Annotated in this window: 19 protein-coding genes; 5 read left to right on the top strand and 14 right to left on the bottom strand. The window is 60.0% G+C overall.

Annotation, left to right across the window (positions count from 1 at the left end):
- Nucleotides 1-90: 90 nt before the first annotated feature.
- The gene (locus ACA057_RS17280; protein ID WP_497340739.1) at nucleotides 91-4,806 is read left to right on the top strand and encodes an RHS repeat-associated core domain-containing protein; all 4,716 of its coding nucleotides are present in this window, start codon (nucleotides 91-93) and stop codon (nucleotides 4,804-4,806) included.
- A 104-nt stretch (nucleotides 4,807-4,910) separates the two neighbouring features.
- On the opposite strand, the gene ACA057_RS17275 is transcribed toward ACA057_RS17280, so the two are convergent.
- The 4 genes from ACA057_RS17275 to ACA057_RS17260 form a co-directional block, all read right to left on the bottom strand.
- Complete coding sequence (locus ACA057_RS17275) at nucleotides 4,911-5,195, bottom strand: LuxR family transcriptional regulator (protein WP_497340737.1); 285 nt, start codon at nucleotides 5,193-5,195, stop codon at nucleotides 4,911-4,913.
- Nucleotides 5,196-5,495: 300 nt separating this feature from the next.
- Complete coding sequence (locus tag ACA057_RS17270) at nucleotides 5,496-6,137, bottom strand: DUF1345 domain-containing protein (protein ID WP_497340735.1); 642 nt, start codon at nucleotides 6,135-6,137, stop codon at nucleotides 5,496-5,498.
- Nucleotides 6,138-6,321: 184 nt separating this feature from the next.
- Complete coding sequence (locus ACA057_RS17265; protein WP_497340733.1) at nucleotides 6,322-9,420, bottom strand: multidrug efflux RND transporter permease subunit; 3,099 nt, start codon at nucleotides 9,418-9,420, stop codon at nucleotides 6,322-6,324.
- A gap of 15 nt (nucleotides 9,421-9,435) precedes the next feature.
- Entirely contained in the window at nucleotides 9,436-10,593 is a 1,158-nt protein-coding gene (locus ACA057_RS17260; protein ID WP_497340731.1) for an efflux RND transporter periplasmic adaptor subunit, read from the bottom strand.
- A 268-nt stretch (nucleotides 10,594-10,861) separates the two neighbouring features.
- On the opposite strand from ACA057_RS17260, the gene ACA057_RS17255 reads away from it, so the two are divergent.
- Entirely contained in the window at nucleotides 10,862-11,563 is a 702-nt protein-coding gene (locus ACA057_RS17255) for a response regulator (RefSeq protein WP_059405437.1), read from the top strand.
- Nucleotides 11,564-11,567: 4 nt separating this feature from the next.
- A complete protein-coding gene (locus ACA057_RS17250; protein ID WP_497340728.1) occupies nucleotides 11,568-12,869 on the top strand; it encodes an ATP-binding protein in 1,302 nt (433 codons plus the stop codon).
- 178 nt (nucleotides 12,870-13,047) lie between these two features.
- Here the strand turns inward: ACA057_RS17250 and ACA057_RS17245 are convergent, their stop codons facing one another.
- The 4 genes from ACA057_RS17245 to ACA057_RS17230 are packed head-to-tail and all read right to left on the bottom strand — an operon-like array spanning nucleotide 13,048 to nucleotide 15,476.
- Nucleotides 13,048-13,809 (bottom strand): anti-sigma factor family protein, encoded by a 762-nt coding sequence (locus tag ACA057_RS17245; protein WP_497340726.1) that lies wholly within the window; start codon nucleotides 13,807-13,809, stop codon nucleotides 13,048-13,050.
- On the bottom strand, nucleotides 13,806-14,303 hold the full coding sequence (locus tag ACA057_RS17240; RefSeq protein ID WP_497340724.1) for an RNA polymerase sigma factor: 498 nt from the start codon (nucleotides 14,301-14,303) through the stop codon (nucleotides 13,806-13,808). Before ACA057_RS17240 ends, ACA057_RS17245 begins: the two co-directional genes overlap by 4 nt.
- 54 nt (nucleotides 14,304-14,357) lie before the next feature.
- Nucleotides 14,358-14,888, bottom strand: a complete 531-nt coding sequence (locus ACA057_RS17235; RefSeq protein ID WP_497340722.1) for a tetratricopeptide repeat protein — start codon at nucleotides 14,886-14,888, stop codon at nucleotides 14,358-14,360.
- Nucleotides 14,889-14,915: 27 nt separating this feature from the next.
- Nucleotides 14,916-15,476, bottom strand: a complete 561-nt coding sequence (locus ACA057_RS17230) for a cytochrome b (protein ID WP_497340720.1) — start codon at nucleotides 15,474-15,476, stop codon at nucleotides 14,916-14,918.
- A 137-nt stretch (nucleotides 15,477-15,613) separates the two neighbouring features.
- On the opposite strand from ACA057_RS17230, the gene ACA057_RS17225 reads away from it, so the two are divergent.
- Nucleotides 15,614-16,387: a class I SAM-dependent methyltransferase gene (locus ACA057_RS17225; RefSeq protein ID WP_497340718.1), complete on the top strand. Its 774-nt coding sequence runs from the start codon at nucleotides 15,614-15,616 to the stop codon at nucleotides 16,385-16,387.
- A gap of 107 nt (nucleotides 16,388-16,494) precedes the next feature.
- On the opposite strand, the gene ACA057_RS17220 is transcribed toward ACA057_RS17225, so the two are convergent.
- From ACA057_RS17220 to ACA057_RS17200, 5 genes are all read right to left on the bottom strand, one after another.
- Complete coding sequence (locus ACA057_RS17220) at nucleotides 16,495-17,448, bottom strand: D-2-hydroxyacid dehydrogenase family protein (protein ID WP_497340716.1); 954 nt, start codon at nucleotides 17,446-17,448, stop codon at nucleotides 16,495-16,497.
- A 13-nt stretch (nucleotides 17,449-17,461) separates the two neighbouring features.
- The gene (locus ACA057_RS17215) at nucleotides 17,462-18,487 is read right to left on the bottom strand and encodes an alpha/beta fold hydrolase (protein WP_497340714.1); all 1,026 of its coding nucleotides are present in this window, start codon (nucleotides 18,485-18,487) and stop codon (nucleotides 17,462-17,464) included.
- Between the two features lie 84 nt (nucleotides 18,488-18,571).
- Nucleotides 18,572-19,006, bottom strand: a complete 435-nt coding sequence (locus ACA057_RS17210; RefSeq protein WP_497340712.1) for a YqaA family protein — start codon at nucleotides 19,004-19,006, stop codon at nucleotides 18,572-18,574.
- Nucleotides 19,006-19,452: a DUF411 domain-containing protein gene (locus tag ACA057_RS17205; protein ID WP_008155198.1), complete on the bottom strand. Its 447-nt coding sequence runs from the start codon at nucleotides 19,450-19,452 to the stop codon at nucleotides 19,006-19,008. The genes ACA057_RS17210 and ACA057_RS17205 overlap by 1 nt, the downstream gene beginning before the upstream one ends.
- Before the next feature lie 238 nt (nucleotides 19,453-19,690).
- Nucleotides 19,691-20,686 carry an aldo/keto reductase gene (locus tag ACA057_RS17200; protein ID WP_497340710.1) on the bottom strand — a complete coding sequence of 332 codons (996 nt, stop codon included), beginning with the start codon at nucleotides 20,684-20,686 and terminating at the stop codon, nucleotides 19,691-19,693.
- A 117-nt stretch (nucleotides 20,687-20,803) separates the two neighbouring features.
- Here ACA057_RS17200 and ACA057_RS17195 point away from each other — a divergent pair, with 117 nt between their 5' ends.
- Entirely contained in the window at nucleotides 20,804-21,715 is a 912-nt protein-coding gene (locus ACA057_RS17195; RefSeq protein WP_497340708.1) for a LysR family transcriptional regulator, read from the top strand.
- On the opposite strand, the gene ACA057_RS17190 is transcribed toward ACA057_RS17195, so the two are convergent.
- The gene (locus ACA057_RS17190; protein WP_497340706.1) at nucleotides 21,712-21,849 is read right to left on the bottom strand and encodes a hypothetical protein; all 138 of its coding nucleotides are present in this window, start codon (nucleotides 21,847-21,849) and stop codon (nucleotides 21,712-21,714) included. The two genes, ACA057_RS17195 and ACA057_RS17190, sit on opposite strands and share 4 nt — an antisense overlap.
- Nucleotides 21,850-21,982 lie beyond the last annotated feature (133 nt).

Below are 21,982 nucleotides of genomic sequence, written 5' to 3'. Positions count from 1 at the left end.
TTGCTAAAACAGGTGGCTGACAGTTTGCTCATTTAATTACTTTATAAGGCCACTGCTTGACGGTGGCCGCACGATGCTGAGGATCAGAAAATGGCTGCTTCAACTTCCGTTCATTCCAACGCTTTCAATTTTATGAGTTTCCTGCAAAGCGGGGTCGACCCACGGACCGGTCAATATACGGTATCGATCAATTTACCCGAGCTCAAAACCAATGACCTGCGAGGCCCGGAGGTCCCGTTGGCGCTGATCTTCAACCCGCTCAATACGGTCGACAGCGGGTTCGGCCATGGTTGGGACTTGAAGCAGACGCAGTACAACCTGCGCAATCAGGTCCTGTCACTGCACACCGGTGAATCCTTCAAGGTCACCGGCAGCGAAGGTGACCAATTGGTGATGAAGGAAAAGAAACTCGACAGCTTCCACTTCTATCAGGATCCGGAAAACCCATCCCGTTTCCGGGTTATGCACAAGTCCGGCCTCGTCGAGATTCTCGAAGTGCGTGGCGGTACAGACAATCGAGTAGCGGTACCGGTCGAGGTTCATTCCCCCGAAGGTCACAAGGTCACACTCGACTATGTCACTTTCAACAACACTTACCCGTTGCTGAGCTGGATCAAGGATGATTCCGACCAGTTGTTGTTGACGGTCGCTCGCAACAATTCGTCGGTTGAAGTGCTGCTCCTGCCTGACGCCGGCCCGGACGAAACGCCAGTGGCCAGTTTTGTCATGACCCTGGGCGGCACCAACAATCACGTCGACACGATCAGCCTGCCAACTGAAAACCTCGCCTCCTGGCGCTTTGGCTACGAAACCGTAAAGGGTCATCTGTGCATGGTCTGGGCGGAAACACCCGTCGGCGGTCGTGAAGAGATGACGCATGACGACGGTGGCCATAGATTCCCGGAAGGCAGCCTGCGCACTCCATTGCCACGTGTAACCCGGCATCTCGTAAAACCAGGCGCCGGTCAACCTGATATCGAAAACGCCTACACCTACCCGGAAGGCAAAAATTTTCTGGGCTTTACCCTCAAAGGTATCTCGTGGAATGACGACGGGGAGGACAACCTCTACCAATACATTGGCCCCTATGAATATGGCTCCATCGAGACACTTCATGTTGGCGGTCAAGCGGTGCAGACCATCGAGCGTAAATTCAATCAGTTCCACCTGCTGACCAGCGAAACGACTACGCGCAAAAATAACGTTCAGAAAGTCGAAACCACCTATTTCCTGGACCCGCAAAAATCTTTCGTCGCGCAGCCCAAGTACTTCCAGTTGCCCAAGGACGTCACAACCAGTTGGTCGATTACCGGGACTGACCAGCATCGTAGCGAAACCGCCAGCAGCACCTATGACAGCTACGGCAACCTGCTGACCCAGACCTACGCCACTGGCGTTGTCGAGACCAGCACCTGGCACCCGATCGACATGGACCCCGAGAAATTTGTGCGGCACTTGAAGGACCTGACCGTCACCCCGGCTTCATCGTCGGACGGCGAGGCGCCTACGCTGCGAACACATTATCGCTACAAGGCGTTGCCGCCCATCGAAGGCAGCCTGTTGAAGAATTGGCTGACAGTAGAGAGCGAAACGCTTGTGCAAGTGGACGGCGGTAAAGAAGTTGAGCTCGAACGTACGGTGTTCGTCTATAACGAAACGCCGAAGGACGCATTCCTGCATGGCCGCGTCAAACGTCAGACGGTGACGATGAAGCACGACGTGGAGGGCACGATTACCGACTACAGCACAATGACCGATTACGGCTACAGCAAGCTCGACGGCACGGAACTCAAGGATGCCGTGCTGCAAACAGTGGAAACCCTGACCGGTTTTGACCACGGGGTTGACGGACGAAACGTAAAAAAAGAAGTCACCCGGCAGCATTCAATTCTCAACGGCGAGATTCTGCGGCAGCATGACGATAACAACGTAATAATCAGCTACATCTATGACGCGCTACGTCGCGTCATCAGTGAAACCGTCGCTCCAGACACCGACTTCGCCGCGACACGTCGCTATACGTATTTTCTATGCGCCAACGCCGGCGAAAAGGCTGAACAGCATCTGTTCGACGTCAAGGGCGTGGAGACCTGCACGGAGTTCGACGGCCTCAACCGCGCCATTTCTGAAAAGCGCGCCGATGCCGACAACCCCAATCCCGGTAATACACTGCGCCAGACCTATGCCGCGAAATACGATGCCTACGGCCAGATGATCGAAGAAACCGAATACGACTGGCGCGATGATCAAAACGTTGCCCAGCTCACTCGGTTCGAATTCGACGATTGGGGCGCGCAATACTGTGTCATCTCACCTGACGGTATCAAGGCCTTCGAGGAAACCGACCCGACCGGCACAACTGATTGGAGGGGGCCGATCCAGCGCAGTTGGCGTGAAGGGCCAGCGCCCAATCCGAAGAAAACCGGTGTCACCGAGACATGGCTCAACCTGTTCGAGAAACCAGCCCAGACTAAACGGCTGAATCTCAGCAACGACCAAGTGAGCCTTCATAGATATTTTTATGACGGACTGGGGCGAACCCGAAAAGAAGTGGTCGGGTTCGGCACTGTGCAGCGCACGACACTCTATGAATACGACAACTTCGACCGATTGACGTTAAACACGCTGCCGGATGGAAACGCAGTGGTCCGCACCTTCGCTCCCCATAGTCGCGAGGACCTGCCGACGTTGATCCGCGTCAAAGGCAAAACCCTCGGCACTCAGACTCACGACGGCCTGGGCCGCATGATCAGCTCGAACACTGGCGAGCGTGTGCAGCTGTTCGCCTATGAGCCCGGACAGACCCAACCCAAATCAGTCACCACACCCAGCGGCAAAGTCATCGAGTACGGCTACCAGCCTCAACTGGGCACGGAGCCGATCCTCAGACGCCTGCCACCGATGGACGCCATCGGCGAATTTTCCGAAGCCACCTACGACTACGATTTGAAAAACGCGCGCCTGGTTTCGTGTCAGGAACAGGGCGTTCAACTGACGCGGGACTATTTCAGCACCGGCGAGCCAAAAAGCGAGACGCGAACCGTCGACGGTGTCTCGTACACCATGGACTACCGCTACAGCCGGCTCGGTCGTCTGCTGAGCTACACCGACGTCCTGCGCCAGGAACAGACCTATCGCTACGACGCTGTGGGACGCCTTGAGCACACTGAGCTGGGCGACACCGCCTCGACGTTTACCTACGACTCCCTGGGCCGTACCGCCACCATCGTGACGCATGACAAAGCCGGTGCACAGACCGTCGGCATCGCCCTGGAGTACGATGAGTTCGATCGGGAAACCCTGCGCAGCTTCGACCTCAACGGCGTTAAACAGACGCTCTGCCAGGTTTATAACGATGTCGATAACCTGTCCCGGCGCACGTTGAAAGAAGGCACTGTAACGCTGCGCGATGAAACGTATTACTACGACCTTCGCGGCCGGTTGGTTCTTTACGAGTGCAGCGGCACTCAGCCGCCGGTTGATCCCTGCAATAAAAAAATCACCAGCCAGTCGTTCCTGTTCGACGAGATCGATAATCTCCTGATGGTGACGACTGAGTTTGACGGTGACTCAAATATAGCGTTCTACCACTACGGTCCGGTCGACCCTGCACAATTGTACAAGGTCGAGAATACTCATAAAGATTACCCGCCGTTGATTGAACTCACCTACAACGAGGACGGCCATCTGATCCGTGACGAGGAAAAACGTACGCTGGAATATGACTCACTGGGACGCTTGATCAGTCTCAGCGGCTTGCCGGGTGAGACGCCGTGTAGTTACAGCTATGACCCGCTGGACAAGGTGTCCGGTTTGAATGGCCAGGGCGGCTCGGAAAAACGCTTTTACCAAGGCGATAAGTTGGCGAGCCAGATCAAGGGCGCCAACAGCAGCACCTTCATGCGTGGCGGTGATGCAGTGCTCGCCGAGCACCAGGCTGGTGCTGACCCAAAGTCGGTATTGATGGCCGGGGATGACAAGAACAGTGTGTTGGGTGAGGTTAGTAAGGCTGGGCGCAAGGGTATTGCCTATACGCCTTACGGCCATCGTGCGCAGGACGCTTCGATGAGTAGCCATTTAGGCTTCAATGGTGAACGGCGGGAAAGGCTGACTGGATGGTACATGTTGGGGCTGGGGTATCGGGTGTTTAGTCCGGTGTTGATGCGGTTTTATAGCCCGGATAGTTGGAGCCCGTTTGGAGCAGGTGGGATGAATGCTTATGCGTATGTGGGGGGGGATCCGGTTGGTTATGTGGATCCGACGGGCCGCTGGCGCATAATTCCAGCCTTTTTAAGTAAATGGCTAGGCAGGCTTTTCGAAACAACGGCGAGTTCTGGAACAAAGACAGCAAGCGCTGCGGGGAAAGCAGCCAAACCAGCCAAAGCAGCCTCTGATACATCCACCAGGACTACCGCAAGCGCTGGTTCCAAGTCAGCAGGCACAACAGCCAGGACGACCTCTTCAGGTGGAAAAAGCGCAGGAAAAAGTGCAGACGGAGCCTTCAAAAGGCCGGGCGCCATTTCGAACGGACGGGCCAAAGAAAACAGCCTTTGGGACTATTTGAAGGCTCAAGAACAGGAAGAGGGCATCTATCGCCCGGCACCATACAAGCCTTCGCCACCGCTAAAAAATGCAACAGGCCCAAAATTTGATGACGGACTGAGCGACCCTCCCAGCGGATGGGACCAAATGAAGGCCAAGTCGAAACAACCTGAGTCGATGTTCCAGAGTATGGCTAAGACTTTACGTGGTAATGTCAGTCAACGAGACGAAGCAATGGAGTCTGTAACGAAGAATTTCAGTTAACAATGTGAAACAGTCCATGCTCAAGATAACTTTATCGAGCATGGACTGGTGTTACCACGCACGTGTCTAAAGGATAGCGCACCTCGCGTCATGCAAAATCTGCATCACCCCAACTGAATCAACCCCAACTCCAACGCCATCCTCGCCGCCACCCAGCGCGAACTCACACCAAACTTGCGTCGTATATTACTGAAGTGATAATTCACGCCAGCCTCGGTGCAATCGAAAATCCGACTGATTTCCCACGACGACTTGCCTTTGGCGCTCCATTGCAAAGCTTCTTTTTCTCGGCGGGTCAGGGTGATGCGTGGCTGTTTCGCGCAAGGTGTTACCGAGAGGGCAACCTGGACCGGGCGAGTGCTATGGGTGATCGGGGTCTGGTGGTACATGACGGGCACTCCCATTTCATTCAATGAGGTGGGCGCGGCGGATCCTTCCTGAGGCGGGCGTGGTCCCTGCGTCCAGCGTGAAGCGTGAGTCCCGTTTATAGCGTGGTTACGACGTCTTGAAACCTGTAAGAACTATCAGGTTTGGCAGGAAAATGCGGTGCTGCGGATTGCGTCGGCAGTCTGTAATTTTCAGCGAATACAGGCGTTTGGTCGGCGCAGAACGCGCGAAGGGAGGAGATGTTCCGTTTGTCGCTTTTCTTCGAGACACCGGTCATTTCTGTCAGGTCGGTAGCGCTCGCATCACCCAAACAACCCCGCCGCAATATTGATCGAGAACCCAAGAATCGCCGTGTTGAACACAAAACCGATCAGCGACTGCGCCAGCACAATCTTGCGCATTTCCCGTGTGGCGACGCCGACATCCGCTGTCTGTACCGCCACCCCAACGGTGAATGAGAAATACAGAAAGTCCCAATAGTTGGGTGTCGTCAGGCCTTCGGCAAAACGCAGCGCCGGCTCCTTGCCGTCCCAGGTGTAAAACAGCCGCGCGTAATGCAGGCTGAAAATCACCCCGATCAGCAACCAGGAACCGATGACCGTCAACGCGGTAAAACCGTAATGCAGCAGTTTGCTGGTGGTTTCCAGCTCTTTGCTGCCGGCCAGTTCGAAGGTGATGGTCGCCAGGCTGGCCATCGCCGCCATGCACACCACGAACAGTACCAGCCCGGCGTTTTCATCCTCGACCTCGGCGATGCGCTGCACATCAGGCGCCTTGGCGCGTGCGGTGAGCCAGAACATCAGGATCAGGTAAGTCCAGACCCCGGCGTTCCAGCCCATCAGGATTTTACTGATGATCGAATCGACCGGCGCCAGAATGCCCACTGCGATGCCGAACGTGGTGGCGGCGGAGAGGCGAGGGTGGGTGTGGGTGAGGAAAGGCATGGAGGCTCGATGGGGTCAGGGCATTGCAAACACCTTAGCCCAGCGCGGTCGGGTGTGACCACAATCATCAGGCGAACCAAATCTGTGTAGGAGCCGGCTTGCCGGCGAAGAGGGCCTTGAATGTTGCGTTGATCTTCAGGCCGCCTTCGCTGGCAAGCCAGCTCCTACAGGGGGATGTGTTGGGTCAGATGTTCTTGTGGCGTTTGCGCACCAGCTTCATCACCACCACAAAAAACACCGGCACAAACACCACGGCCAGGGTCGCGGTGATCATCCCGCCGATCACCCCGGTGCCGATCGCTTGCTGGCTCGCCGAGCTGGCACCGGTGGCGATGGCCAATGGCACCACGCCGAGGATGAATGCCAGCGAGGTCATGACGATCGGCCGCAATCGCAATCGCGCCGCCTGTAGCGTGGCGTCGATCAGGTCATGGCCTTCGTCGTACAGGCTCTTGGCGAATTCGATGATCAGGATCGCGTTCTTCGCCGACAGACCGATGATGGTGATCAACCCGACCTTGAAAAACACATCGTTGGGCATCCCGCGCAACGTCACCGCGAGTACCGCGCCGAGCACGCCGAGCGGCACCACCAGCAGCACCGAGGTCGGAATCGACCAGCTCTCATACAACGCCGCCAGACACAGAAACACGATCAGCAACGACAAGCCGAGCAGAATCGGCGCCTGACTGCCGGATAAGCGTTCCTGCAGCGACAGTCCGGTCCATTCCTGACCCAACCCGGCAGGCCCCAAAGCAACGAGCCGCTCGATTTCCGCCATGGCTTCACCGGTGCTGTGGCCCGGCGTCGGTTCGCCGGAAATACTGATCGCCGGATAACCGTTGTAACGGGTCAACTGCGCCGGCCCTTGGGTCCATTTGGCCTGGACGAACGCCGACAGCGGCACCATTTTCCCGGCGTTGTTGCGCACGTTAATCTTCAGCAAATCGGCCACCTGACTTCGCTGATCACCCTCAGCCTGCACCACCACCCGCTGCATCCGCCCCTGATTGGGGAAGTCGTTGATGTAGGCAGAACCGACGGCGGTGGACAGCACACTGCCGATGTCGGCAAACGACACGCCCAGCGCATTCGCCTGTTTACGGTCGACGATCAGTTGTACCTGCGGCGCTTCCGCCAGGGCGCTTTCGCGCACGTTCATCAGGATCGGGCTTTTCTCGGCCGCCGCCAGCAATTCGCTGCGCGCCTGCATCAACGTCGCGTGGCCGAGGCCGCCGCGATCCTGCAAGCGGAACTCGAATCCGCTGGAAGTCCCGAGGCCATCCACCGGCGGTGGCAGCACCGCAAACGCCACGGCGTCCTTGATCTGGCTCAAGGCGATGTTGGCGCGGTCGGCAATCGAACTCGCCGAATCGTCGCTGCCGCGATCAGACCAATCCTTCAACGTGGTAAACGCCAACGCCGCGTTCTGGCCGCTGCCGGAGAAGCTGAAACCGAGAATCACCGTGCTGTCGCCCACACCGGGTTCGGTGGCGTTGTGCGCTTCGATCTGTTCGACCACCTGCACCGTTCGGTTCTTGCTCGCGCCCGGTGGCAGTTGAATGTCGGTGATGGTGTAGCCCTGGTCTTCAACCGGCAGGAACGAGGAGGGCAGGCGACTGAAACACACGCCCAAACCGATCAGCAACACACCGTAAATCAACAGGTAGCGACCGCTGCGTTTCAGCGCATAGGCGACCCAGCCCTGATAACGCTCGGTCAACTGTTCAAAGCGGCGGTTGAACCAGCCAAAGAACCCCCGTTTCTCATGATGCTCACCCTTGGCAATCGGCTTCAACAGCGTCGCGCACAGCGCCGGGGTCAAGGTCAGGGCGAGGAACGCCGAGAACAGGATCGAGGTGGCCATGGACAGCGAGAACTGCCGGTAAATCACCCCGACCGAACCCTGCATGAACGCCATCGGAATGAACACCGCCACCAGCACCAGCGTGATGCCGATGATTGCGCCGGTGATCTGCTTCATCGCCTTGCGCGTCGCCTCTTTGGGCGACAGGCCTTCGCTGGCCATGATCCGCTCGACGTTCTCCACCACCACAATCGCATCGTCCACGAGGATGCCGATGGCCAGGACCATGCCGAACATGGTCAGCACGTTGATCGAGAAGCCCAATGCCAACATCGTCGCAAACGTGCCCATCAGCGCCACCGGCACTACCAGCGTCGGGATCAGCGTGTAACGGATGTTTTGCAGGAACAGGAACATCACCGCGAACACCAGCAACATCGCCTCGCCAAGGGTGTAAACCACCTTGGTGATCGAGACTTTGACGAAGGGCGAAGTGTCGTACGGGATCTTGTATTCGACGCCGGCCGGGAAGTAGCGCGCCAGTTCATCCATCTTCGCCCGCACCAGCGTTGCGGTGCTCAGGGCATTGGCGCCGGGCGCCAGTTGCACGCTGACGGCGGTCGACGGTTTGCCGTTGAGGCGAGTGGAGAATTGATATTCCTGGCTGCCGATCTCGACTCGCGCGACATCACCGATGCGCACGGTAGAGCCGTCGGGATTGGCCTTGAGCACAATGTCGGCGAACTCTTCCGGAGTCGACAACTGGCCTTTGACCAGAATGGTCGCGGTGATTTCCTGGGTGGTGCGGGTCGGCAAGTCGCCGATGCTGCCGGCGGAAACCTGGGCGTTCTGCGCGACGATGGCGGCGTTGACGTCGGCCGGCGTCAGGTTGAAACCGATCAGTTTCTGCGGGTCAATCCAGATACGCATCGCCCGTTCGGCGCCGTACAGCTGGGCCTTGCCGACACCGTCCAGACGCTTGATCTCGTTCATCACGTTGCGCGCCAGGTAATCGCTGAGCGCCACGTCGTCGAGCTTGCCGTCGCTGGAGGTCAGGGTGATCAGCAGCAGGAAACCGGCGGAGACTTTTTCCACCTGCAAGCCTTGTTGCGTGACCGCCTGGGGCAAGCGCGACTCCACCGCTTTGAGGCGGTTTTGCACATCAACCTGGGCCATTTCCGGGTCGGTGCCCGGCTGGAACGTCGCGGTGATGGTGGCGCTGCCGAGGCTGCTCTGGGATTCGAAATACAGCAGGTGGTCAGCGCCGTTGAGTTCTTCCTCGATCAGGCTGACCACGCTTTCGTCCACGGTCTGCGCCGAGGCGCCGGGGTACACGGCATAGATTTCGACTTTCGGCGGCGCGACGTTGGGGTACTGCGCCACTGGCAACTGCGGGATGGCCAGCGCGCCGGCCAACAGGATGAACAGCGCGACCACCCAGGCGAACACCGGGCGATCGATAAAGAACTGCGGCATAAACAAGCGTCCTGCTTACTGACCAGAAACCTGGGCAAGTGGAAGAGGGGTGTCGTCGATCTGCACTTTTTCGCCGGGACGGGCGTGTTGCAGGCCTTCGGTAACGATGCGGTCACCGGGCTTGAGGCCATTGGTGACGATCCAGCGATCGTTCTGCACCGGCCCCAGTTCGACCGGTTGCTGGCCGACCCGCTGCTCGGCGTCGAGCACCAACACTTGGGCGATGCCGGCGCTGTCACGCTGGATGGCCCGTTGCGGCACGCTGATGCCTTCTTGATTGACCGCTTGTTCCACACGCACGCGAACGAAACTGCCCGGCAGCAAGTCGAGGTCGGGGTTGGGGAACTCGCTGCGCAGGATGATCTGACCGGTGCCCGGGTCGACGGTGATGTCGGTGAACAGCACCTTGCCGGGCAACGGATAAAGGCTGCCGTCGTCCTGAATCAGCGTGGCTTTGGCCTCTCCCTGACCCACTTCTTTCAGTTGCCCGGAACGGAACGCCCGACGCAGGTCGTTGAGTTCGCGGGTCGATTGGGTGAGGTCGGCGTGGATCGGGTTCAGTTGCTGAATCAACGCCAGCGGCGTGGTTTCATTCTGTCCGACCAGGGCGCCTTCGGTGACCAGTGCACGCCCGATGCGCCCGGAAATCGGCGCGGTGACGGTGGCGTAACCCAGGTTGAGTTTCGCCCGCTCGGCGGCGGCTTTGTTGGCGGCGACGTCGGCCGCGGTTTGCCGAACGCTGGCCCGGGCGTTGTCGTAGTCCTGACCGCTGATGGCGTTGCCTTCGATCAACTGGGCGTAGCGTTGCTCTTGCAGTCTGGCCTGGAACGCGTTGGCCTCGGCCTTGCGCAGCGCGGCTTCGGCACTGTCGAGGTCGGACTTGAACGGCGCCGGGTCGATGCGAAACAGGACCTCGCCTTTTTTCACGTCGCTGCCTTCGCGGAAGGCGCGTTGCAGCACCACACCGGCCACTCGGGCGCGGACTTCGGCGATGCGCGGCGCTGCAATCCGACCGCTCAGCTCGCTGCTGATCGACAGCGGCCGGGCTTCAATCGTCTCGATGCGAACCGTGGCCAGGGTTGCCTGCTCATCGGCGATCGAGGACTTGTCACACGCGCTCAGCGTCAAGGCGAGTGCAATCAGGCTGAGCCACGCAAGCAGATTTTTTGACATGTACATACCCCAATAATGACCCCCCGCATCCTACGGGGAGCGGACGAGGGTAGCGGTGAAGCTTTGTAGGCGCTGTGTGAAATTGTGTAAGGGTTTTACTCAGGTGGGTGTGAGGGCGTATATCCTTGGCTGCTTGATTATTTTTGCGCCAGTCAGGCCGCCATCGCGAGCAGGCTCGCTCCCACAGTTGAAATGCGGTCCCCTGTGGGAGCGAGCCTGCTCGCGATGGCAATCTATCCGGCGCCACAGCACTTTCTGGAAACACCCCATGCCCAACATTCTCCTGGTCGAAGACGACACCGCGCTTTCCGAACTGATTGCCAGCTACCTGGAACGCAACGGCTACTCCGTCAGCGTGATCAGCCGCGGTGACCAGGTGCGCGAGCGTGCGCGGGTCAATCCGCCGGACCTGGTGATCCTCGACCTGATGCTGCCGGGGCTCGACGGCCTGCAAGTCTGTCGCTTGCTGCGCGCCGATTCGGCGGCGTTGCCGATCCTGATGCTCACCGCCCGCGACGACAGCCACGATCAGGTGCTGGGCCTGGAAATGGGCGCCGATGACTACGTCACCAAACCCTGCGAACCGCGCGTGTTGCTGGCCAGGGTGCGGACCTTGCTGCGGCGCAGCAGCCTCAGCGAACCGCAGACCGCCAACGACCGCATTCTCATGGGCAACCTGTGCATTGACCTGTCGGAGCGCACCGTGACCTGGCGCGAGCAATTGGTCGAACTGTCCAGCGGTGAGTACAACCTGTTGGTGGTGCTGGCCCGGCATGCCGGCGAAGTGCTGAGCCGCGACCAGATTCTGCAACGTCTGCGCGGCATCGAATTCAATGGCACCGACCGCTCGGTGGACGTGGCGATCTCCAAGCTGCGGCGCAAGTTCGATGACCATGCCGGCGAGGCGCGCAAGATCAAGACCGTGTGGGGCAAGGGTTACCTGTTCAGTCGTTCCGAGTGGGAATGCTGAGGCGATGTTCAGAATCCTCTTTCGCCTGTACCTGGTGACCATCGTCTCGTTCAGCGCGGCGATTTACCTGGTGCCGGACCTGGTGATCAAGGTTTTCCATGAGCGTTTTCTCACCTACAACCTCGATTATTCCCGAGGGCTGCAAACCCTCATCGTCAAACAGTTTCACGCCGTGCCCCAAGAACAATGGCCGGCATTGGCCGCCGAGATGGACCGCGAATTCGCGCCGCTGCACATCGCGCTGACCGGTCACGACGATGCCGATTTCACCCTTGACGAGCGGGAACGTTTGCAGCGTGGCGAGAACGTCGTGCGCATTGGCGACTGGGGCTGGCGCACGCTGGCGGTGTCGCCGCTGAACGAGCAAACGGTGGTGGAAATGATCGTGCCGCCGGACCCGACGGACGTCAGCTGGCTGTACTGGAGCATCAACGTGCTGATCGGCGCGACCATGCTTGCCTGTTTGCTGTTGTGGTTGCGCCCGCACTGGCGCGATCTGGAGCGCCTCAAAGGCACCGCCGAACGCTTCGGCAAAGGCCAGTTGGGCGAGCGCACGCAAATTTCCCCCAGCTCCAACATTGGCAGCCTGGCGAATGTCTTCGACACCATGGCCGGCGACATCGAGAACTTGCTGAACCAGCAGCGGGACCTGCTCAACGCGGTCTCCCACGAACTGCGGACACCGCTGACACGCCTGGATTTCGGCCTGGCCCTGGCACTCTCCGACGACTTGCCCGCCGCCAGCCGCGAACGCCTGCAAGGTCTGGTCGCGCACATTCGCGAACTCGACGAGCTGGTGCTGGAACTGCTGTCCTACAGCCGCCTGCAAAATCCGGCGCGCTTGCTGGAGCAGGTTGAAGTCTCGCTGGATGAATTCATCGACAGCATCCTCGGCAGCGTCGACGAAGAACTGGAGTCGCCGGACATCGTCATCGACGTGCTGCTTCACGGCCAACTCGAACGCTTCAGCCTCGACCCACGCCTGACCGCCCGCGCCCTGCAGAACCTGCTGCGCAACGCCATGCGCTACTGCGAAAAGCGGATTCAGATTGGCGTGCAGGTCTGCCCGAAGGGCTGTGAGATTTGGGTGGACGATGACGGGATCGGTATTCCGGATGACGAGCGTGAGCGGATTTTCGAGCCGTTTTATCGGCTGGATCGCAGCCGTGACCGGGCGACCGGTGGATTCGGGCTGGGGCTGGCGATCAGTCGGCGGGCGCTGGAAGCCCAGGGCGGCACATTGACAGTCAAACCCTCACCACTGGGCGGCGCGCGGTTCCGCCTATGGCTGCCAACCCCGGTTTGACGCTTTTTTGTAGCAGCTGCCGAAGGCTGCGTCCGGCTGCGCAGCAGTCGTAAAACCAGGCAACACGGTCCAGCAGATAAACCGCGTGCACAGGATTGGCGAGGACTGCGTCCTCGAACGCAACCTCGCGGGCTCGGCAGCTGCTACAGGGGAGATCGGGGCGCCATTGGGATTTTTGTCAGGCGCTCAGTCGGCTTTGCAGCAGCTTGGCCATGTCTTCCAGCTCCGCCGCCGGGTTGCGCCCGATCAGCATCCAGGCGTGTTCCCGTTCGGCCCAATAGACAACGTTCATCTCATGCCGACGCTCATGGACCAACGGCCGGCTGCCGCTGTTGGAGCGGGTGACGCACAGGGCCATCGGGCCGTGCGTCGGGTCCAGATAGGTGATCTGGGCAATGGCCACGCCGTCGTATTCGAGGATTTGCGCGCGTTTGAACTCGGAGCGCGGCAGCGCCAGTTGTGCGGGTGCGAGCTTCAAGCCCAGGCGCGCGTCGACCGTGCGCAGTTGCACCCGTTGGGCGGCTTCATCGCTGGGCAAATGTTCCAGGGTCTGTGGCACGTAGAGCGACATGTAGTCGGCCACCAGGTCACGCCAGTTGTTCTTTTGCTGGCTCAATTGCCAGCCAAGGAACAACCGGTCCGCGAGCACGCCGCTGACCACCAGGCCTGCCGCCGCCGCGAGGAACCAGCGCCGGTTCATGCCCGGGCGGGCAGGCGCGGGCAAGGTGTCGAGCATGTACTGCAAGCGATCCATCGGCGCCTGTTGCCCCAACTCGTCGTAAGCCGCCTTGAACGGCAGATTGCTGCGCGCCAGCCATTGCAGGCGCAGGTTGAGCGTCGGGTCCTCAGCGATGGCGCTGTCGATGCGGGCGCGCTGTTCATGGTCGAGCTGGTCATCGAGGTACGCCACCAGTTGCTCGTCCGAGGGGATCGCGTTCATCGATGTTCTCCGGTGGAAGGGTTCGGCACAGTGTGCAGCGGTGGATACTCGGCCAGTTTCAGGCGGGCAGTGGCCAGGCGGCTCATGACCGTACCGATCGGCACCTGCAACACCTCGGCGACTTCGCGGTACGACAAGCCCTCGACGTAGGCGAGAAACACCGTTTCGCGCTGGGCTTCGGGCAGCGCGTCAACGCGTCGGATCACTTGCGCCGCCAGCACGTGGGTCTGCGCGGCGTGTTCACCGTCGAACGATAACGCGTTGTCGGCCTCCACCAGTCCTTGGCCATGCCGCACCCGGCGAGCGCGCACTTCATTGAGCCAGATCGAATGCAGAATGCTCATCAGCCAGCGGTCCATGCGCGTGCCCGCCTCAAACTGCCCGCCGCGTTCGAGCGCCCGCACACAGGTCGCCTGCACCAGGTCTTCGGCGACATGCTTCTGCCTGGACAGCAGCAGGCCGTAGCGCCATAAGCGCGCCAGATGCTGGCCCAATTCTGCTCGTATTGCCTGATCGCTGGCGATAGCGACCTCCGTCTGTCCGGTGTGTCAGGTTTTCGATGAATCGTTGATGGCTTCGGCCAGGTCCTGGTATTCCTCGCACGTGTTGCCGCAGATCGATTGGATCTGCTGAAGCTGTTCCTGCGCCAGGTCCAGGCGACCTTTGATCACGTAGGCTTCGCCGAGGTATTCACGCACTTGCGCATACTGCGGGTCGAGCTTCACCGATTGCAGGTAGTAACCGATGCCTTCATCGGTACGCCCCAGTTTACGCGTGGCGAAACCGCGATAGTTCAGTGCCTTGGCGGTGTTGGGCTCTTTCAAGGTGTCGAGCAGGGCCAGGGCTTCTTCGTAGCGACCGTCCTTGGCCAGGCGATAAGCGTAATCGGTACGGTCAGCGTCCGGTACCAGGCTGCTGGTCTGCTTGAGGCATCTCTGCTGTTTGCTGTCCCAGACCTGGCCTTTGGGACAGTTGGGCTTGGCCGGCTCCTCGTCATCGCCATTGGCCAACGCAAGGGAACTGGACAACGCGACAGCGAGCAGCAACGGGGCGGTCACAGCTGTGAAACGGATATTCATGGTCAAGGCTCCACACGTGGGGTCGTTTCAGCTTACATCACGCCCTGGCAACATCCGGCGCAAGGTGTTATCCCGCAGGCCGTAATGGTGAACCAGCGCCATGACCGCATGCAATCCGGCCAGAATCACGATAACCCACGCCACTTGCTCGTGCAGGCCGCCAAATACCGACTTCATGCTTTTATCGAAGGTGATTAGCGTTGGGACATCGAACAGGCCAAAAAAGCTGAACGGTTCAGCCTGCGCCCAGCGGAACACAAAGCCCAGCACGATCTGACTCAGTAACAAGGCATAAAGGGTCACATGCGCGGTTTTCGCCAGGATGTTCATCACGCCTTGGTTGGCGCCTGGCAAACGACGGCCTCGGGTCAGGCGCCAGAGCAACCGGCCGACGACAATCACTGCCAGCAGAATGCCGCAGGAAATGTGCAGCGCCTGCAATTCCTTGCGCAACGGCGTGCCCTTTTCCAGTTGATCCCAAATCTGCGCACTGGCGAACAGGCCAATCACCAGCAGGGCCGTCAGCCAGTGCAGGCTCATGGTCAGGCGGTCGTAACGTCTCGGTGCGACAGGGTTCAAGCGACTCATGGATAATCCTCAGGGGCGATACAGGATGAACACGCAGGGGTGAACAATTATTCATTTCTTTATGACGATCTTTGCAAGGAAAGCGCAAATCGAGGGGCTATGCTCGTCAGCATTGGTTGTCGATCTGGAGCACTGCCATGCGAGATCAGGTTCATCACGCCGCCGCGGCGGGCTATAAAACCGGCGCCGACAGTTACGTTCGCGGTCGCCCGGATTATCCGCCGCAAGTGGCCGATTGGCTAACGGGTACGCTGGGCTTGAACGCGGATAAAACCGTGATTGATCTGGGCGCCGGCACCGGCAAGTTCACCGCTCGGCTGGTCGCGACCGGGGCGCAGGTGATTGCCGTGGAACCGGTGCCGCAGATGCTCGAAAAACTCTCTGAAGCATTACCTGAAGTGCTGGCCGTCAACGGCACCGCCAATGACTTGCCACTGCCCGACGCATCCGTGAACGTGGTGATCTGCGCCCAGGCGTTTCACTGGTTTGCCAGCGCCGAAGCACTGACCGAAATGGCCCGCGTGCTCAAGCCCGGCGGCAAGCTGGGGCTGGTGTGGAACCTGCGTGATACCACGGTGAGTTGGGTGCCGAAACTGGACGCGATCGTCAATGCGCTGGAGGGTGATACCCCGCGCTTTTACACGGGCGCCTGGCGTCGAGCGTTTCCGCATGCGGCGTTCGGGCCGCTGCAGGAACAGCACTTCAGTCATAGCCACACGGGAGCGCCGGAGGACGTGATTTTCAACCGTGTGCGTTCGACCAGTTTTGTCGCGGCGTTGCCGGCGGTGGAGCGGGCGAAGGTGGATGAGCAGATTCGGGCAATGATTGCCCGGGAGCCTGAGTTGCGGGGAAAAGAGGTGGTGACGGTGCCATATGTGACAGTGGCGTTTGTGGCGGTGAAGGGCGGTTAGATCGGTGGCGAGGCCATTCGAGAGCAAGCCCGCTCCCACATTGGCTTTGTGAACGACACAGATCAAATGTGGGAGCGGGCTTGCCCGCGAAGAACGATAACGCGGTATCAGCTCAGCAGGCGTATCGGTTTTCCCGCCGCCCACGCCTGAATGTCCTCAACCATCTGCGAAAAGAACTGGTGATAGTTCTGCTGGCTGACATACCCGACATGCGGGGTCGCCAACACATTCTCCAATGTCCGGAACGGATGATGAGCGGGCAGCGGTTCCTGGTCGAACACATCCAGCGCCGCGCCCGCCAGTCGCTGTTTTTGCAGCGCCTTGATCAGCGCCGCTTCATCGACAATCGGCCCGCGCGCGGTGTTCACCAGCAGCGCCGTGGGCTTCATCCAGTCCAGAGCCTGAGCATCGACCAATCCGCGGCTGCGCTCGCTGAGCACCAGGTGCACCGACAGCACATCGGCCTGTTCGAACAGTTCCTGCTTGCTGACATAGGTCACACCGGTTTCGGCCGCGCGTTCCGCCGTCAGGTTCTCGCTCCAGGCGATCACGCGCATGCCGAACACCTGACCGAACTGGGCGACACGTTGGCCGATGCTGCCCAGACCGAGGATTCCCAGGGTCTTGCCATGCAGGTCGCCACCGAGACTTTGCTGCCACTTGCCGGCGCGCACCGCATTAGCCTCGACCAGCAGGTTGCGGGTCGCGGCCATGATCAGCGCCCAGGTCAGTTCCGGGGCGGCGTGTTTGTAGCTGTCCGTTCCGCTGACCTGAATGCCCAGCGCGGTGGCGGCCTTCAAGTCGAGGGCGGCGTTGCGCATGGCGCCGGTGACCAGCAGTTTGAGTTTCGGCAAGCGCCGCAGCAGGTCCTCATCGAACCGGGTGCGCTCGCGCATCACACAGATCACCTCAAACTCGCCCAAACGTGCCGCCAGGGTTTCGTTGTCGGCAGGGTAATCATGGAGAAAACTCACCTGGCCGATGCTCCCCAGCGCTGACCAGTCCACCACGTTCCGGGCCACATCCTGCCAATCGTCGATCACCGCAATCTGCACAGCCATTCGCCTCACCTCATCAATGAACGGGGTTGGTTTTGTTCAGCCAGGCGAGCAGGGCCTGGTGGAATTTTGCCGGTTCTTCCATCTGCGGCGCGTGGCCCATGCCGGGGAATTCAACCAGCGTTGATTGGGGAATCAGTTTCGCCACTTGCTTGCCGAGTACGTCGTAGTGACCGAGCTTCGCCTTGACCTCGGGCGACGCGATGTCGCTGCCGATGGCGGTGGTGTCGGACGTACCGATCAGCAACAGCGTCGGCATCTTCAGGTCCTTGAACTCGTAGTACACCGGCTGGGTGAAGATCATGTCGTAGATCAGCGCCGAATTCCACGCCACCTGCGTGTGCCCCGGGCCTTTGTTCAGGCCGGCGAGCATGTCCACCCAGCGATCGAACTCGGGCTTCCAGCGGCCACCGTAATAGGTGTTGCGTTCGTAGGTGCGGATGCCGTCGGCGGTGAGTTTCAGTTCGCGTTCATTCCATTGATCCACCGTGCGATACGGCACGCCGAGGGCTTTCCAGTCTTCCAGGCCGATGGGATTGACCAGCGCCAGTTGTTCGACTTGATCGGGGTATTGCAGCGCGTAGCGGGTGGCGAGCATGCCGCCGGTGGAATGCCCGAGCAGGCTGGCCTTCTGGATGCCGAGGGCTTTGAGCAGTTGCTGGGTGTTGCTCGCCAGTTGCTGGAAACTGTACTGATAGTTGTCGGGTTTGCTGGAGGTGCAGAAGCCTATCTGGTCCGGGGCGATGACGCGGTAACCGGCCTCGCTCAAGGTCTTGATCGAAGCGTCCCAGGTCGCACCGCAGAAATTCTTGCCATGCATCAAGACGATGCTGCGCCCGTTGGCCTTGCCGTGGGCGGCAACGTCCATGTAGCCCATTTGCAGGGCTTTGCCCTGGGACTGAAAGGCGAAATGCTTGACGGTGTAGGGGTATTCGAAACCCTGCAGCTCGGGGCCATATGCCGGGCCTTCGGCGTGGGCAGTGACGGGCAGTGCAGCGGTAAGCAGCAGGCTGGGCAGCCAGCGGGAGAGGGCATGGGACATGGGGAACTCCATTGGAAACCGGTCGATGCTGGATCGGTACGATTAGGGCGACATTAAGCACAGGCAATCGCGCTGCGCGATGGTTCAACCCATCCAGCCCCGCGTTGCCAGGGCCAGTACGCCATAACGGGCGCCTTTGGCGAGGGTGACGATCAGCAGGAATCGCCAAAACGGCTCGCGCATCACCCCGGCCACCAGCGTCAGTGGGTCACCGATAACCGGCACCCAACTCAGCAGCAACGACCAATGGCCGTAGCGCTGATAATGCCGTCGGGCCTTGTCCAGATGACGGGGGCTGACCGGAAACCAGCGCCGCTCACGAAAGCGTTCGATACCAAGCCCCAGCCACCAGTTCAGCAGCGAACCGAGGACATTGCCCAGCGTCGCGACCGCCAGCAGCGACCAGAGCCAATACGAGTCGCTGAGCAACAAGCCCACCAGCACCGCTTCGGATTGCAGGGGCAGCAGCGTCGCCGCACCGAAGGCGGCGAAGAACAACCCGATGTAGGCCGCGGACATCAATGGGCGGGGTAGTCCGCCACCACCACGTCAGTGCCGTCTTTCTTCAGGCCGATCACTTGGTACGCATCGCTCATGCCGTCCATTTCCATGCCAGGCGAACCCATGGGCATGCCAGGGGCGGCAACACCCAGCAGGTCATCGCGTTTGCTCAAAGCCAGCACCTGATCGGCCGGGACGTGGCCTTCAACGAATTTGCCGTTGATCAAACCGGTGTGGCAGGACGCCAGGCGCGGTGGCACGCCGTGCTGTTGCTTGAATTCGCTCATGTTGGCTTCAACGTGATCGTCGACCTTGAAGCCGTTGGCTTCCAGGTGGCTGATCCATTTTTTGCAGCAGCCGCAATTGGCGTCACGGTGCACTTCGATCGGGATCAGGTCGGCGGCCTGGGCCAGGGAAGAAATGAACAGGGCGCTCAGGGCGACCAGACGCAGGTGGGTTCGCATGGGGGGAATCTCGTTTCGGATTGCGGCCAAAAAAAGGCATTCTGACCGGTTTTTCTGGCGAGGAGGTACGAGATTGTTTCGAACTAATACCGCATGCGGTGATGGGGCAAGCGCGATCCAATGTGGGAGCGGGCTTGCCCGCGATGAGGGCGTGTCAGTCGACATTACTGTTGCCTGGCACGCCGCCTTCGCGGGCAAGCCCGCTCCCACAAGGGGTATCGTATGGCTGAATAAACGGTTACCGGTCGAGCAACTTCATGACTTCTTCCGGATAACGCAAACCGGCAGTGGCATGCGCCGGGAATATCGCTTCCAGCGCGTGCAGTTCTTCGCGACTCAGCGTCACGTCCAGTGCCGCGACGTTCTCTTCCAGGTATTTGCGCTGCTTGGTCCCCGGAATCGGAATCAGATAATCACCCTGGACCAGCACCCACGCCAGCGCGAGTTGGCCGGCGGTCACGCCTTTTTCTGCCGCCAGATCCTGCACTTGCTGCACCAGCATCAGGTTTTTCGCGAAGTTTTCCCCTTGGAATCGCGGGCTGAAGCGACGGTAGTCGTCTGCCGCGAAATCCTCCGGACTTTTTAGCGCGCCGGTCAGAAACCCCCGTCCCAGCGGGCTGTAAGGCACAAACGCAATGCCCAGACGCTGGCACGCCGCCAGGCAACCGTTTTCCTCCTGATCGCGGCTCCACAGCGAGTATTCACTTTGCAGCGCGCTGATCGGGTGAACCTTGTGCGCTCGCTCCAGCGTCGCCACCGAGGCCTCGCTCAACCCCAGGTAACGCACCTTGCCTGCCTTGACCAGTTCAGCCATGGCGCCGACGGTTTCCTCGATCGCCACCTGCGGGTCGATCCGGTGCTGGTAGTACAAATCCAGGGTCTCGACACCGAGGCGCTTGAGGGTGCCGTCGATGGCGGCGCGAATGTACTCCGGTCGCCCGTTGACGCCGCGCGCAACCGGATCGGCAGGGTCGCGGACGATGCCGAACTTGCTGGCCAGAAACACCTGGTCGCGCTTGCCGACGATGGCTTTGCCAATGAGTGCTTCGTTGGTGTGCGGGCCGTACATGTCAGCGGTATCGAGCAGGTTGATGCCCAACTCCAGTGCGCGATGCAGGGTGGCCGTGGCTTCTTTGGTATCGACGCCTGTGGTGTAGAAATCGGTCATGCCCATGCAGCCCAGACCGATCGCGCTCACCTGCGGACCGTTTTTGCCCAGTTGACGTGTTTTCATGAAATCAGCTCCCTGTGACTGTGAAACCCATTGTTGATCTCGACAGAAACAAGATAAACCGGCTAAAACTGCTATCACTGTTCGTCATTTCTAAATAATCAACCGGTACGCCAAGCAATGGACCGTTTCAACGCCATGCGCGTGTTCACCCGAATTGTCGAACTGGGCGGCTTTGCCAAGGCTGCGGACAGCCTGCAATTGCCCCGAGCCTCGGTGACCATTCTGATCAAGCAACTGGAGGCGCACCTCGGGGTGCAACTGCTGCAACGCACGACGCGGCAGATCAGCCTGACGCTCGACGGCGCAGCGTATTACCCCCGTTGCGTGCGTTTGCTGGCGGACCTTGAGGAAACCGAAGCGGTGTTTTCCGCTGCCCGCCATAACCCCAAGGGTTTGCTGCGAGTCGACATGCCGGCGGGGATAGGGCGTTTGATTGTGATCCCGGCGTTGCCGCAATTCACCGCTCGCTATCCGTTGATCGAACTGGAAATCGGCCTCAATGACCGGCCTGTCGACCTGATTCGCGAAGGTGTCGATTGCGTGCTGCGCGGCGGTTCGTCGCTGGACGATTCACTGGTGGCGCGGCCGCTGGTGATGCTCGATCAGGTGACCTGCGCCAGTCCCGACTACCTGCAACGCCAAGGGATGCCACGGTGTCTGGCGGATCTGCCGGAACATCAAATGGTGGAATACGTGGCCAGTAGCGGCAAGCGCTTCGGCCTGGAGTTTGTCGTCGATGGCAAGGTCCAGCCGATCAACCTGCCCAAGCAGGTCTCGGTCAACAGCGCCGATGGTTATCTGGCGGCGTGCGAGGCCGGGTATGGTCTGGTCCAGACCCCGTATTACCACGTGGCCCGGCAATTGAAGGAAGGACGTTTGACCGAGGTCTTGAGGGAGGTGCCGCCGCCAGGCATGCCGCTGACGGCGCTCTATCCTCCTCACCGCCAGTTGTCACGGCGGGTGCGGGTGTTCGTTGACTGGATGGTGGAGCTTTGCGCGCAACCGGGAAACGGCTTTCTCAGAACCTAGCGATGTTGGTAGTAACCCGGTCCGCCATGGTCGTAATAGCGGTCGTGGTGCCCGCCGCCGTGGGGGAAAATAATGCAGCCGCTCAAGGAAAGTATGGCCAGCAGGGGAATCAGCAGCGTGATTCGACGCAACATTTGAAAGTCCTCATGGTTATCGCCGCTATGAAGCCAAAACTCTTCATCGGCTGTAACATGAGACCCCGTTTGCAGCGCTCCATCCCCGGAAAACGGTAGGGGCTTGGCATGCGTTCGGATACAAACCGGATAC

Source organism: Pseudomonas sp. LBUM1661, from assembly GCF_059695925.1.
Note: the sequence above shows the minus strand (reverse complement) of the source record. Positions and strands in the feature narration are given on the sequence as shown.